The sequence below is a fragment of the Pseudomonas sp. SDO524_S393 genome, assembly GCF_054071875.1.
The window spans coordinates 1-13,998 of record NZ_JBSVVZ010000104.1 but is presented as its reverse complement, the minus strand read 5'-3'; the positions used below and the strand labels follow the sequence as shown (position 1 = coordinate 13,998).

15 protein-coding genes are annotated in these 13,998 nt (G+C 60.6%); 14 read left to right on the top strand and 1 reads right to left on the bottom strand.

All coding sequences use genetic code 11. The annotated features are described in order from the left end of the window. Positions 1-133: 133 nt before the first annotated feature. Positions 134-1,798 carry an electron transfer flavoprotein-ubiquinone oxidoreductase gene (locus ACW9IB_RS27965; RefSeq protein ID WP_457416498.1) on the bottom strand — a complete coding sequence of 555 codons (1,665 nt, stop codon included), beginning with the start codon at positions 1,796-1,798 and terminating at the stop codon, positions 134-136. A gap of 532 nt (positions 1,799-2,330) precedes the next feature. On the opposite strand from ACW9IB_RS27965, the gene ACW9IB_RS27960 reads away from it, so the two are divergent. The 14 genes from ACW9IB_RS27960 to ACW9IB_RS27895 all read left to right on the top strand — a co-directional run bounded on the left by ACW9IB_RS27960 (position 2,331) and on the right by ACW9IB_RS27895 (position 13,927). Next, positions 2,331-3,080: an electron transfer flavoprotein subunit beta/FixA family protein gene (locus ACW9IB_RS27960; protein WP_016973648.1), complete on the top strand. Its 750-nt coding sequence runs from the start codon at positions 2,331-2,333 to the stop codon at positions 3,078-3,080. A 2-nt stretch (positions 3,081-3,082) separates the two neighbouring features. Next, entirely contained in the window at positions 3,083-4,012 is a 930-nt protein-coding gene (locus ACW9IB_RS27955) for an electron transfer flavoprotein subunit alpha/FixB family protein (RefSeq protein WP_457416496.1), read from the top strand. Between the two features lie 85 nt (positions 4,013-4,097). Next, positions 4,098-4,913 (top strand): substrate-binding periplasmic protein, encoded by an 816-nt coding sequence (locus tag ACW9IB_RS27950; RefSeq protein WP_457416494.1) that lies wholly within the window; start codon positions 4,098-4,100, stop codon positions 4,911-4,913. Positions 4,914-4,922: 9 nt separating this feature from the next. Further along, positions 4,923-5,285 carry a DUF4398 domain-containing protein gene (locus ACW9IB_RS27945; protein WP_457416492.1) on the top strand — a complete coding sequence of 121 codons (363 nt, stop codon included), beginning with the start codon at positions 4,923-4,925 and terminating at the stop codon, positions 5,283-5,285. After that, positions 5,282-6,097 carry an OmpA family protein gene (locus tag ACW9IB_RS27940; protein WP_457365216.1) on the top strand — a complete coding sequence of 272 codons (816 nt, stop codon included), beginning with the start codon at positions 5,282-5,284 and terminating at the stop codon, positions 6,095-6,097. The genes ACW9IB_RS27945 and ACW9IB_RS27940 overlap by 4 nt, the downstream gene beginning before the upstream one ends. Positions 6,098-6,348: 251 nt before the next feature. Continuing rightward, positions 6,349-7,788, top strand: a complete 1,440-nt coding sequence (locus ACW9IB_RS27935; RefSeq protein ID WP_457365217.1) for an aminotransferase-like domain-containing protein — start codon at positions 6,349-6,351, stop codon at positions 7,786-7,788. A gap of 104 nt (positions 7,789-7,892) precedes the next feature. Then, a complete protein-coding gene (locus ACW9IB_RS27930) occupies positions 7,893-8,393 on the top strand; it encodes a translation initiation factor 2 (protein WP_457416490.1) in 501 nt (166 codons plus the stop codon). A gap of 162 nt (positions 8,394-8,555) precedes the next feature. After that, a complete protein-coding gene (locus tag ACW9IB_RS27925; RefSeq protein ID WP_457416488.1) occupies positions 8,556-8,810 on the top strand; it encodes a YkgJ family cysteine cluster protein in 255 nt (84 codons plus the stop codon). A 41-nt stretch (positions 8,811-8,851) separates the two neighbouring features. Continuing rightward, on the top strand, positions 8,852-9,457 hold the full coding sequence (locus ACW9IB_RS27920; RefSeq protein WP_457365220.1) for an START domain-containing protein: 606 nt from the start codon (positions 8,852-8,854) through the stop codon (positions 9,455-9,457). A gap of 103 nt (positions 9,458-9,560) precedes the next feature. Continuing rightward, positions 9,561-9,797: a hypothetical protein gene (locus ACW9IB_RS27915; RefSeq protein WP_457365221.1), complete on the top strand. Its 237-nt coding sequence runs from the start codon at positions 9,561-9,563 to the stop codon at positions 9,795-9,797. 213 nt (positions 9,798-10,010) lie between these two features. After that, complete coding sequence (locus tag ACW9IB_RS27910) at positions 10,011-10,352, top strand: ribonuclease E inhibitor RraB (RefSeq protein ID WP_457365222.1); 342 nt, start codon at positions 10,011-10,013, stop codon at positions 10,350-10,352. A gap of 410 nt (positions 10,353-10,762) precedes the next feature. Next, complete coding sequence (locus ACW9IB_RS27905; protein WP_457416486.1) at positions 10,763-12,172, top strand: circularly permuted type 2 ATP-grasp protein; 1,410 nt, start codon at positions 10,763-10,765, stop codon at positions 12,170-12,172. A gap of 4 nt (positions 12,173-12,176) precedes the next feature. Next, positions 12,177-13,127, top strand: a complete 951-nt coding sequence (locus ACW9IB_RS27900) for an alpha-E domain-containing protein (RefSeq protein ID WP_457416484.1) — start codon at positions 12,177-12,179, stop codon at positions 13,125-13,127. Continuing rightward, entirely contained in the window at positions 13,124-13,927 is an 804-nt protein-coding gene (locus ACW9IB_RS27895; RefSeq protein WP_457416482.1) for a transglutaminase family protein, read from the top strand. Before ACW9IB_RS27900 ends, ACW9IB_RS27895 begins: the two co-directional genes overlap by 4 nt. Positions 13,928-13,998: the final 71 nt, after the last annotated feature.

The window sequence follows — 13,998 nt, the reverse complement described above, 5'->3', positions numbered from 1 at the left end:
GCGGTCGTTCAGTTAGAGCATGTTTGACTGACACACCGCATTCGCGAGCAAGCCCGCTCCCACAAAAGCCCACTCCCACATCTAATTTGTGTCGGTTATAAAAAAGGCTCCCATCTGGGAGCCTTCTTTTGGCTTACATATTCGGGTAAGTCGGCCCGCCCGCGCCTTCCGGCGTGACCCAGGTGATGTTCTGCGAAGGGTCCTTGATGTCACAGGTCTTGCAGTGCACGCAGTTCTGGGCGTTGATCTGGAAGCGTTTTTCGCCGTCTTCCTGGGTGATCACTTCATACACGCCGGCCGGGCAGTAGCGTTGCGCCGGTTCATCGTAGAGCGGCAGGTTGGTGCCGATCGGGATGCTCGGGTCTTTGAGTTTCAGGTGGCAGGGTTGTTCTTCTTCATGGTTGGTACCGGAGATGAACACCGAGCTCAGCTTGTCGAAGCTCAGCTTGCCGTCGGGTTTGGGGTAGTCGATCTTCTGGCTGTCCTTGGCCAGCTTGAGGCAGGCGTAGTCCGGCTTGGTGTCGTGCAGGGTGAACGGCATCTTGCCGCCCAGGATGTTCTGGTCGAACCAGTTGAAGCCGGCACCGATGATCGGGCCGAACTTGTGCATCGCCGGGCCGAAGTTGCGGGTGGCGAACAGTTCTTCGTACAGCCAGCTGGACTTGAAGCTGTCGACGTAAGCGGTCAGTTCATCACCGCCTTCGGACTCGGCGAACAGGCGATCGGCCACGGCGTCGGCGGCGAGCATGCCGGACTTCATGGCGGTGTGGCTGCCTTTGATCTTGGCGAAGTTCAGGGTGCCGAGGTCGCAACCGATCAGCGCGCCGCCCTTGAACACCATCTTCGGCAACGAGTTCAGGCCGCCCTTGCAGATGGCACGGGCGCCGTAGCTGATGCGTTTGCCGCCTTCCAGGTATTGGGCGAGTACCGGGTGGTGTTTGAGGCGCTGGAACTCATCGAACGGCGACAGGAAGGCGTTGCTGTAGGACAGGTCGACGATCAGGCCGACGACCACCTGGTTGTTTTCCAGGTGATAGAGGAACGAACCGCCGGTGTTTTCGGCGCTCATGATGTCCAGCGGCCAACCGGCGGTGTGCACCACCAGGCCTGGCTGGTGCTTGGCCGGGTCGATTTCCCAGATTTCCTTGAGGCCGATGCCGTAATGCTGAGCGTCGACGTCGCTGTCCAGCTTGAAGCGCTGGATCAGCTGCTTGCCGATGTGGCCACGGCAGCCTTCGGCGAACAGTGTGTACTTGCCACGCAATTCCATGCCTGGGGTGTAAAGGCCTTCTTTCGGGTTGCCTTCGCGGTCGACGCCGAGGTCGCCGGTGATGATCCCGCGCACCACGCCGTTCTCGTCGAACAGCGCTTCCTGGGCGGCGAAGCCTGGGTAGATTTCCACGCCCAGGTTCTCGGCCTGCTGAGCCAGCCAGCGGCACAGGTTGCCCAGGGAAATGATGTAGTTGCCTTCGTTGTGCATGGTCTTGGGCACAAAGAAGCCGGGTACCTTGGTGGAGGCTTCGGGGCTGCGCAATACATAGATGTCATCGCGTACCACCGGCGTGTTGAGCGGGGCGCCGAGTTCTTTCCAGTCCGGGAACAGTTCGTTCAGGGCGCGGGGTTCGAACACCGCACCGGAGAGGATATGCGCGCCCACTTCGGAGCCTTTCTCGACCACGCAGACGCTGATTTCCTTACCGGCTTCGGCGGCCTTCTGCTTCAGGCGGCAGGCGGCAGACAGACCTGCCGGACCAGCGCCGACGATGACCACGTCGAATTCCATGTATTCGCGTTCCACAGGCTATCTCCTACTCAAGGCTCAACAGGTTTTTTTTTCTAATGGGGGTGGAGGTTCGGTGTCGTGTCTGTCATCGCTGCGCACGAACGGCAAGGGATGACCCACCTGTCTCTCTAGGTGGCGGAGTATATCTACACCACTCTCAGGGGCCAATACAAACGTTTGTTTGAATTGTTGGAGCGCTAGCAGAATCAAAACAACGCCGCGTGTGAGTGACCCTTTTGCTGTGTTGACCAGAAATGGCGTTCCGGTCAATATACGGTCGGTTTTGCGAATACCGTAAGCAAACGGCAGGTTTCAGGCGTACGTCCAAAGGCAGGGCAGGGGCAAAAGAGGTGAAGCGCGGGCGAGTGAATTCGCGCAGTTTACACGCCGTGAGCGGGCATGACCTTAGGGTCACCACTGACGAACGGTCATCACCATTGCTGATTCGTATGCCGCGGTTTTTGGAGGTGCCCTTGTGTGCCGACGAGCATCAACCGCCAGGTTCGCCTAGGCGACTTTCTTTTCACCGGAGAGTAACGAGGAATCCATGAAGGTTCTTGTAGCTGTCAAACGCGTTGTCGATTACAACGTGAAAGTTCGCGTCAAGGCGGACAATTCCGGCGTCGACCTTGCCAACGTCAAAATGTCGATGAACCCGTTCTGCGAAATCGCCGTGGAAGAAGCCGTCCGCCTGAAAGAGAAAGGCGTGGCGACTGAAATCGTGGTGGTTTCCATCGGCCCGACCACTGCTCAAGAGCAGTTGCGCACCGCCCTGGCACTGGGTGCCGACCGCGCCATCCTGGTCGAGTCCGCTGAAGAGCTGACCTCCCTGGCCGTGGCCAAGCTGCTCAAAGCCGTTGTCGACAAGGAACAGCCGCAGCTGGTGATCCTCGGCAAGCAGGCCATCGACAGCGACAACAACCAGACTGGCCAGATGCTGGCTGCCCTGACCGGTTACGGCCAAGGCACCTTCGCGTCCAAAGTCGAAGTGAGCGGCGACAGCGTGGCGGTGACCCGTGAAATCGACGGCGGCGCACAGACCGTTTCGTTGAAACTGCCGGCCATCGTCACCACCGACCTGCGTTTGAACGAGCCGCGCTATGCGTCCCTGCCAAACATCATGAAAGCCAAGAAGAAGCCGCTTGAGTCGGTCACTCCGGACGCTTTGGGCGTTTCCACCGCCTCCACCAACAAGACCGTCAAGGTTGAAGCACCGGCTGCACGCAGCGCGGGCATCAAGGTCAAGTCGGTTGCAGAACTGGTCGAGAAACTGAAAAACGAAGCGAAGGTGATCTGACCATGACTATCCTGGTAATCGCTGAACACGACAACAAGGTCGTGGCCCCGGCCACCCTGAACACTGTGGCGGCCGCCGCTAAAATCGGTGGCGACATTCACGTACTGGTCGCCGGTCAAGGCGCGGGCGCCGTGGCTGAAGCGGCTGCAAAAATCGCTGGCGTGAGCAAAGTACTGCTGGCCGAAAACGCCGCCTACGCGCACCAGTTGCCGGAAAACGTTGCACCGCTGGCTGCCGAACTGGGCAAGGCCTACAGCCACGTTCTGGCCGCCGCCACGTCCAACGGCAAAAACATCCTGCCACGCGTTGCCGCGCAGCTGGACGTTGACCAGATCTCCGAGATCATCTCGGTCGAAAGCGCCGACACCTTCAAGCGCCCGATCTACGCTGGTAACGCCATTGCCACCGTGCAATCGAGCGCTGCTATCAAAGTGATCACCGTGCGTGCCACCGGTTTCGACCCGGTCGCTGCCGAAGGCGGTTCGGCTGCCGTTGAAGCTGTGGCGGCTGCCCACGACGCGGGCACGTCGAGCTTTGTTGGCGAAGAACTGGCCAAGTCGGACCGTCCTGAGCTGACCGCTGCCAAGATCGTCGTTTCCGGCGGCCGAGGCATGCAGAACGGTGACAACTTCAAGCACCTGTACGCCCTGGCCGACAAGCTGGGCGCTGCGGTCGGCGCTTCCCGCGCGGCCGTCGACGCAGGTTTCGTACCCAACGACATGCAGGTCGGCCAGACCGGCAAGATCGTCGCGCCACAGCTGTACATCGCCGTCGGTATCTCCGGCGCGATCCAGCACCTGGCCGGCATGAAAGACTCCAAAGTGATCGTTGCGATCAACAAGGACGAAGAAGCGCCGATCTTCCAGGTGGCCGATTACGGCCTGGTGGCGGACTTGTTCGAAGCCGTACCTGAGCTGGAGAAGCTGGTCTAATCCAGCCGCTTCACTTATAAAGAGCCCGGTCCTTGTGACCGGGCTTTTTTTTGCCGCGCCTTTTTGAACACCGGAGAACTTCGCCATGGAACTGCGCCCCTGGGCCGTACTGCTGGGCTTCACGCTGCTGCCAGAATTGTCACTGGCCGCCGGCAAATGCGACCGCCTGGTGATCACCGGCAGCCCGGATGCGCCGCCGTTGCTGTGGCGCGACCCACAAGACCCTACGCACCTGATCGGTGCCACTGCCGATGTGTTGCAGAGCGTAGCCAAGGACCTCGGTCTGAAAATCGACCTGCTCTATGGCGGCAAACGCTCCCTGGCGCTGGACGAAGTGCGCAGCGGGCGCATGGACATCCTCGCCGACGCACCGCTGAACCTGGGTGAGCTGGAAAACCTCGACTATATCCACCCGGCGCTGGTGCAGATCGACTACCTGGTATGGACCCGCAAGGACTCAGCCCTGGCCTACCACACGGCCGCCGACTTGCAAGGCCATAAGGGCGCGGTATCGGAACGGGCGCGTTTAAGCGCCGCTTTCGAGACCTTGGCCACCCAGCAACTCACCCTGCAAAAGCTGCCGAACCTGACGCCGGCGTTCCAGAAACTGCTGCTGGGCGAGGTGGACTATGTGCTCGCCGGGCGTTATTCCGGCATGGCCATGGCCCAGTCGCTGGGCATGAGCAATGACCTGGTCGCGCGGGACATTCCCATTGATCAACCCGGTCTGTACCTGGCGATTTCCCATAACTCGGCCTGCAATGATCCGTGGCTGCGCGGACAGTTGGCCAAAAAGATGACAGAATTGCCCGGGTCCGGTGTGGCGCAAGCTGCATTGCAGAGCAACCTCGAGCGTTGGAAAGCGCAGTTGCAGCAACCCGTCGGCACCCCAACAAAGTAGGGATTTTCAGTGACGCTTCGACCTCTTTTCGCGGCCCTCGCCGTTGTAACGCTGGCGGGATGTGCAGCCGATCCTGCGCCGAATGAACAAATACGCCTCACCCAGCAAGCCCTGGAACAAGCCAGTGCAGTGGGCGCCAGTGCCGATGAATCCCCTGAGCTGAAACTGGCCGAAGACAAGTTCACCCGCGCCAGGGCCGACATGGCCAGGCAGTCCTACAAGGACGCGCGTATGCAGGCCGAACAGGCCGAGCTGGACGCGCGCCTGGCCGAGGCGCAAGTACTGACCCACAAGAGTCAGGAGCAGTTGAACGTACTCAATACCCGTATCACGCGCCTGCGCAAGCAACTGCAATTGGGAGAAGCCCAATGAGCCCGTTGATCCGCAGCGTGAGTACCGCGTTGCTGCTGGGCAGCGCTGTATTGGGCGGTTGCGCCAGCCATCCGAACAGTGAGCAGGCGTTGCAGCAGGCCGGTAACGACTTTCAGAAGGTCAAGGAAGACGCCAATGTGCTGCGCTTTGCGCCTAAGGATGTGATCCGTGCCGGCGAGTCGCTGGCCCGTGCCGATCGTCTGTCCAGCTACTGGGGCAGCGGTGCCGATGTGGCGCATTACGCCTACCTCAGCCAGCGCTACAGTGCTATCGCGCGGGAACACACCGAGCAGGCACTGAATGCCGAGCGCGCTACCAAGCTCGAACTGGAGCGCCAGCGCTTGCAACTGGCCCTGCGGGAAAACAAGCTGAGCAGCGTGCAGCAGCAGGGCAAGTGGCTCGAAGAGCAGATCGCCAGCCTGGCCACCACCCAGACCGACCGTGGCCTGGTCATGACCCTGGGCGATGTGTTGTTCGACACTGGCGAGGCGGAGCTGAAAAACTCGGCCAACCGCACGGTGTTGAAAGTCGTGCAGTTCCTGCAACTGAACCCCAAGCGGGTGGTGCGCATCGAGGGCTACACCGATAGCACCGGTGGCGAGCAGGAAAACCTCAAGCTGTCCCGCGACCGCGCGCAGTCGGTGGCTGATGTGCTGGTGGACCTGGGCATTGACGAAAAACGCATCCAGGTCGAAGGCTACGGCGACCAATATCCGGTGGAGGCCAACGCGTCCGAGCGGGGCCGCGCGCAGAACCGTCGTGTGGAAATTGTGTTCTCGGATGAGAAAGGTCAATTGGGCGCCGCTCGCTAGACGCCTGACACCGATCAAACTGTGGGAGCGGGCTTGCTCGCGAAAGTGGTGTATCAGTCGATATTTCAGCGGCTGACACACTGCCTTCGCGAGCAAGCCCGCTCCCATATCTGTTTGGTGCAGACCCTTACAGTTTTTGCTGTCACTCCAACGCGCGCTCGACTATTGTGGCAACTGTTCCCGTACACTTCTAAACTGTGCCGGTATGTTTCACACAAAAATAAAATACCCGTGAAATCGAGTGCTGCGTCATGACCAATCTGTTGCTTTACCAGCGTATTGCCCAGCAACTGGCTGAGGATATCCGGCGCGGTGTCTATCAACCGGGCGAGCGCGTGCCGTCGGTGCGCAAGATGAGCTCCCAGCTCAACGTGAGCCATGCCACGGTGTTGCAGGCCTATGCCAATCTGGAAGACCAGGGGTTGATCCGCGCACGGCCGCAGTCCGGGTACTACGTGCACCAGACCCCCGCGCTCACGGCGCCGACGCCGGACATCGCGCGGGTCGAACGCCCCGGTTTGGTCACCCGCAGCAGCATCATTCAGCAGGTATTGGTGGAGTCGCGCCGCGAGGGCGTGTTCCCGCTGGGCGCAGCCGTGCCCAGTGTCGATTACCTGCCGGTGCGTGCGCTGCACCAGCAGCTGGCCAAAGTGACTCGATTCCAGAGCCCACGGGCCTTCAGCTACATGTTCAGCCCCGGCTTCGAACCGCTGCGGCGCCAGGTGGCGATCCGCATGCGCGATGCCGGCGTAGTGGTGGACCCCTCCGAAGTGGTGATCACCCACGGTTGCGTTGACGCACTGCAGATGTCCCTGCGGGTACTGACCCGCCCCGGTGATCTGATCGCCGCCGAATCACCGACCTACTACGGCCTGCTGCAACTGGCCGATCTGCTGGGCCTCAAGGTCATCGAGATTCCCAGCGATCCGGCCACCGGCATGAGCCTGGAAGCGTTGCAACTGGCGGCCAACCAGTGGTCGATCAAGGCGCTGGTGCTGACCACGCGTCTGAGCAACCCGCTGGGCGGTACCATGCCCGAGGAACGGCAGAAACAGTTGCTGCGTCTGGCCTCGGATTTCGATATCCAGATCGTCGAGGATGATATCTACGGCGAACTGATGTTCGAGCTGGGTCGCACCAAAGCCCTGAAAGCCTACGACCGCCTGGACCGGGTCATTTACTGTTCGAGCTTTTCCAAGACGCTGTCCCCCGGGGTACGCATCGGCTGGATGATTGCCGGCAAGTACCAGCAGGAGATCCAGCGGTTGCAGATGTTCAGCACCCATTCGGCGTGCAGCGTTACCCAGATGGGCGTGGCAGCCTACCTGGAAAATGGCGGCTATGACCGGCACTTGCGCTACATCCGCCAGGAATACCGCAAGAACCTCAACGCCTTTCAGCTGGCGGTGCAGCAGTATTTTCCCGAAGGCACCCAGATGACCCGTCCGAGCGGCGGTTTTATCCTGTGGGTCAGTTTGCCGGGTCGGGTCAATACCCAGGAACTGCATGTGCGTGCCTTGCAGCAGGGCATCAGCATCGCACCAGGGTTGATCTTCAGTAATACGGAACAGTTCAACCACTGTATTCGCCTGAATTGCGGCACTCCGTGGAACCGTGAGGCCGAGCGCGCGCTGATGACTCTGGGCATGTTGGCCAACCAGTTGTGCCAGGAAACCGCGGCCGGTTTTTGAGCCCGTGATTGGGGACAGGGCTGATGGCTGACTGATCACCACGCTTGTCATGCCGCGCGCAACAAGCGAGCATATGGCCCTCTGCCGTTAATGCTGTTGGCGATATGACATCAATTTTTCGTGCTGCTTTGGTGATTGGACTGTTAAGCCTGTGCAACGTCAGCACACTGCTGGCGGCCACCCCCGTGACCCAAAGCCAGCCGCAGCCTGCCGCCAGCAGTCAGCAAAAGAAGGCCCCTGCGAAGAAGCCGGCGCCGGCCAAAAAAGCCCCGGTGGCCAAGAAGAAAGCCGCCACGGTAAAAAAGCGCGCACCGATCGCGAGCAAGTCCAAGTCGGCCCACGAAGTGGCACAAACCCCGTTGCCACCGGCACAGTTGGACTTGTCACTTCCCTCGGACATGGTGAGGCATTTGCAGCCCATCGGTACCATGCCCAAGCCCAAAAGCGTGCCCTTGTTGCCGCCGATGTTTGGCGACAAACCCACGGACAACAGTGCGTTCCAGATCAACGGTCGGCTGCTCAGCAATGAAATGAAGCTGCAACTGCGCAACGAAGAACGACGCGATGTGGAAGGCGCGGCGCTGGATTTCGAATTCAAGCAGTAAATTTCTTCAAGGCGGGTGACCCTGACGCCTGACCATCTGTCGCAGACTGGTCAGTCACTTTTGTTTTGTGCGAAAAACCCCTGTTAGGCCATTTTAAAACGCATGTTTAAGGGCGTACTCTAGCCCGGCCATCCACATTGAGCCCTCGAGGAACCGCTGTTCATGAATTGCCGTGAAGGTTGTGGCGCTTGCTGCATCGCCCCCTCCATCAGTTCGCCCATTCCGGGAATGCCCAACGGCAAACCGGCCGGCGAGCGCTGCCTGCACCTCTCGGCCGAACAGCTATGCCTGCTGTTCGGCCAGCCAGAGCGCCCGGCGGTGTGCGGCAATTTCAAGGCGGACATCGAGGTCTGCGGCACCGACCAGGCGGACGCGATCAGGTTGATCGGCTGGTGGGAGCAGATGACTGCGGCTTGATGGGCTTTACTATCGGAACTTCAACAATAAGGAATACAACAATGGGTTCGCTGAAACGAATGGCTGTGTTGTGCGGTTTTACGGTGTTGTTCGCTGCCACTGCCCAGGCTGAGGATTGGCAAGTCGCCAAGGATGAAGACGGTATCAAGGTATCCCTGAGCGAAATTGCCGGCTCCAAGTACAAGGCGTATCGCGGCGTCACCACGATCAAGGCGCCGGTCGCCAAGATTCAGGCCCTGCAGGAAGACGTAGCGGGTGCCTGCAAATGGATTCACGAGTGCAAATCCCAGAAGCTGGTCGACAAGAAAGGTGACGAGAGCTGGACCTACACCCAATTCAAGGCTCCGTTCCCGGTAACGGACCGTGACTCCTACCTGCATATCACCACCACCAAGGCCGCGGATGGCAGCCTGACCCGCAAACTGGAAGGCGTGCCCACCTACAAGCCTGAAGAGAAAGGGTACGTCCGGGTGGCGCAGGTGGATGGCTTCTGGAAGCTGGTGCCCAAGGGCGACAACCTCACCGAAGTGACCTACCAGGTGCACACCGAGCCAGGTGGCAGCGTGCCTTCCTGGTTGGCCAACAAGTTCGTGGTGGACGCGCCGTTCAACACCTTGAAGGCCCTCAAGGAACACGCCGAGAAGTAAGCGCAGCCGATCCGGTGCCTCCGGCCTTGGGGGGAACGTTTGACGAACCCTCAAGGTCCAGATGAATGTGAGCCCACACACGGGCTTTATCGAGGAGGCACTGATGCAAAATTGGGACATTACCTTCGTTGATGATCACGGTGTAAAGGCCGTGCAGCAGTTCACCTGCGAACAAAAGCCCAGCCTCGAAGACGCTGCGCATATGGTTCGCGCCAGGATGGTGCCTGTGGCCGCCGAGCTGGACCTCAATGACCTCGAAGGCCGCAAACCCGAGCCGACGGTCAAGATCCTCAAGGATCAGAACAGCATTCAAATCCTCGACATTTCCCCCTCCGTCTGAACATTCGCTGTACGCCCTGCAAGGCCCTCTGGTAGAGGTGATAGCTTCGCGCTACTCTGCAAGGGAGATCAGCGAATGAATCGCTAAGGTCTGGTCTTGTCAGCTCCATGCTTGTTTTCCAGCGGTGTAGTCATTGCCGTAGTTCCCGTGCCAGTAGGGCGCGGGCTTCGGGAAGCACGGAAAGTCTATCCATCGGTTTGAGGAGGACGTTTCATGAGCACAGCCTATCAAGAAGACATCAGCACCCACGTTCTGCGCCGCATGAAAGAGGGCGGCTTCGACTTCTCACGTTTCCACCCCATCGAGTTCTACGCCATTTTCCCGGATGAGGAGCGCGCGCGCAGGGCTGCGGGTCGTTTTCGTGGGGAATCCCTGAATGCCCAGGTCAGCGCGCGCGACGATGGCGCCTGGTACCTGGAACTGAGCAAAATCATGTCTGCCACCTACGACGGCATAGGAGACTTCGAGCAAGACTTTGAAGCGGTGGTCGAGCCACTGGGCGGGATCATCGAGGGCTGGGGCGTCAAGCAGGAGGTGCGCGGGCGACCCATGTAGTGGCACACGCAACACAGCACAGCGGCTGACCCTTGGGTCGGCCGTTTTTGTGTGCGTCGCACAATAAATATTCGGAACTTGCAGGCCGTTTTTCGGCACCAAAAAAAAGGCCACCCAAGAAGAGTGGCCTAACGGGAAGAGCGGAGCGCTGAAGATGTAGGACGTGTCCTGTTCAGCAGATGGTGGCGATTATCCGCAAGCAATGCCGGGCAGTGAAATCAACTCTGACTATGCTGTCGATAGTCAAAACCCGCATTGTGATGAAGCGTGCGGCCAGACGCCGGGCACTGCGCGCACCAGGACGGTGCGATAAGGTTCGGGTATTTATTCAACTCACTGATTTTTAAGTGTTTATGCCGCTGGCACGGGCCTTGCGATGGTTCTTGCGTCCGCGTGACAAGGAGTACGGCATGATCCGCACTTATTACGACGAAATGTACGATGGGACAGGGCAGGTGCGTCCCCATTATCGGGAATTCGCCCGCTGGTTGGCTGAAACCCCTCCCGAACTGCTGGCCCAGCGTCGGCGCGAAGCCGATTTGCTGTTCCACCGCGCCGGAATCACCTTCACGCTCTACGGCGACGAGCAGGGCACCGAGCGCCTGATTCCCTTCGACACCATCCCGCGCAGCATTCCCGCCAGCGAATGGCGCGTGGTCGAGCGCGGTTGCATTCAACGGGTCAAGGCGCTGAACCTGTTTCTCGCCGACCTGTATCACGAACAACGCATTATCAAGGCCGGGATCATTCCCGCCGAACAGGTACTGGCCAACGAGCAGTACCAGTTGGCGATGCAAGGCCTGGACCTGCACCGCGACCTGTACGCTCACATCGCCGGGGTCGACCTGGTCCGCGATGCCGACGGCACTTACTACGTGCTTGAAGACAACCTGCGGACTCCCAGCGGCGTCAGCTACATGCTCGAAGACCGCAAGATGATGATGCGCCTGTTCCCCGAACTGTTCGCCGCCCAGCGCATTGCGCCCATCGACCATTACCCCAACCTGTTGCTCGACACCCTGAAAAGCGCCAGCCCCCTGGACAACCCCAGCGTGGTGGTACTGACCCCTGGGCGTTTCAACAGCGCGTTTTTCGAGCATGCGTTTCTGGCCCGGGAGATGGGCGTGGAACTGGTGGAGGGCGCCGACCTGTTCGTGCGCGACGACCGCGTGTTCATGCGCACCACTGACGGTCCCAAGTCTGTGGACGTAATCTACCGCCGCCTCGACGATGCCTTCCTCGACCCGCTGGCCTTCAACCCCGCCTCCATGCTCGGCGTGCCGGGCCTGCTCGCGGCCTATCGCTCGGGTCATGTGGTGCTGGCCAACGCCATCGGCACCGGGGTGGCGGACGACAAGTCGGTGTATCCCTTCGTCACCGAAATGATCCGTTTCTACCTGGACGAGGAGCCGATTCTGAAGAATGTTCCGACGTTCCAGTGCCGCAAGCCCGACGAACTGTCCCACGTGCTGGCCAACCTGCCGGAGCTGGTGGTGAAGGAAACCCAGGGCTCCGGTGGCTACGGCATGTTGGTGGGGCCCGCTTCCACCGCTGCCGAAATCGACGATTTCCGTCAGCGCATCAAGGCACGCCCCCACGCTTATATCGCCCAGCCGACTCTGTGCTTGTCCACCTGCCCGACCTTTGTCGACAACGGCATCGCCCCGCGACACATCGACCTGCGGCCATTCGTGCTATCGGGCAAGGATACCCGCGTGGTGCCTGGCGGCCTCACCCGCGTGGCGTTGCGCGAAGGCTCGCTGGTGGTCAACTCGTCCCAGGGCGGCGGCACCAAAGACACCTGGGTGGTGGAGGACTGATGCCATGTTGAGTCGAACTGCTTCGGACCTGTACTGGATGTCGCGCTACCTGGAGCGAGCGGAAAACCTCGCGCGCATGCTGGAGGTGAGCTATTCGCTGTCACTGATGCCGCAGAACGGCCACGGTGACGGCTTGCATGAATTGGCCATGCCGCTGCTGATCACCGGCACCCTGGAGGATTATCGCGAGCGCCACGGAGACCTGCATGCAGAGCACTTGCTGCACTTCTTCGCGCTGGATGCGGCCAACCCCGCCAGTATCTACAGCTGCCTCGGTGCTGCGCGGGCCAGTGCCCACGCGGTGCGTGGGCGAATTACCGCCGACATGTGGGAAAACATCAACGCGACCTGGCTGGATATTCGCGAGATCGCCCAGCAAGGTCTCAGCCGCTACGGCATGAGCCGGTTCTGCGAGTGGGTCAGGGAGCGCTCGCACCTGTTTCGCGGCGCCACCTACGGCACCATCATGCGCAACGACGCGTTTCGCTTCATCCGCCTGGGAACCTTTATCGAGCGGGCCGACAACACCCTGCGTCTGCTGGATGCGCGCTATGAAATGGCAGGCGATCGCGCCGACACCGTCACTGACGGCACCGCCCACGCCTACTATCAATGGAGTGCGTTGTTGCGGGCCTTGTCGTCGTTCGAGGCTTACACCGAGATCTACCGCGATGCCCCGGGTGCCCGGCAAGTCGCGGAACTGTTGCTGTTGCGCGCCGACGTACCGCGTTCGCTGCGCGCTTGCAGCGAAGAGATCGACCAGATTCTCGCCAGCCTGCCCGGCCTCAACGGTCGACCGGCCCAGCGCCTGGCCGCCGAGATGGACGCGCGCCTGCGCTTTACCGCCATCGACGAAATCCTCGAGGAAGGCCTGCACGCCTGGCTGACCGATTTCATCCCGCAGGTCCGCCAACTGGGCGACGCCATCTACAGTGCTTACCTGGAGGCTGCATGAGACTCTCCATCACCCACGAAACCACCTACCACTACGAAGATCAGGTGCGCGCCAGCATTCAGTATCTGCGCCTGACGCCCCATGACAGCGAGCGCCAGCAAGTGCTCAGTTGGCAGCTGGATCTGCCGCGTCCGGTGCGCGCGCAAGTGGACCCGTTCGGCAACATCCTGCACGTGTTGACCCTGGATGAACCCCACGATGCGATCATCATCGGCGCCCGTGGCCAGGTGGATATCGACGCGTCGCGCGAGGCTGAACACGAGACTCAATCGGCGTTTCCGTTTCTGCGCAATACGCGCCTGACCGAGCCCGATGAAGCGCTACGCCGTTTTGCCGAACAGCACTGTCATCCGCGTCGCGACCGCACGGCCTTGATCGACTTGATGCACGCGCTCAACCAGGCGATGGTCTACACGCCCGGCGCCACCGAAGTCGACACGTGCGCTGCCGAAGCGTTTGCGGGCCGGGCCGGCGTGTGCCAGGACCACACACATGCGTTTCTGGCTTGCGCGCGCAGCCTGGGGATTCCGGCGCGGTACGTGTCGGGGTATTTGTACTCGGAAGACAGCAGCCATCTGGCCAGTCATGCCTGGGCAGAAGCCTGGCTGGAGGGCGCCTGGTACAGCTTTGACGTGACCAACCAGTTGGCCAGGCCGGAGCGGCACCTGAAGCTCGCCGTGGGCCTGGACTACCTCGATGCCTGCCCTGTGCGTGGCATGCGCCGTGGCGGCGGGCATGAACAGATGCATGCCAAGGTCTTCGTCGCGCCGACACCAGTGATCTCGGTGCAGCAGCAATAACCTCCAAACCACAGCAGGTCATCTGTGGGAGCGGGCTTGCTCGCGAATGCGGTGTGTCAGTCAAAAATGTT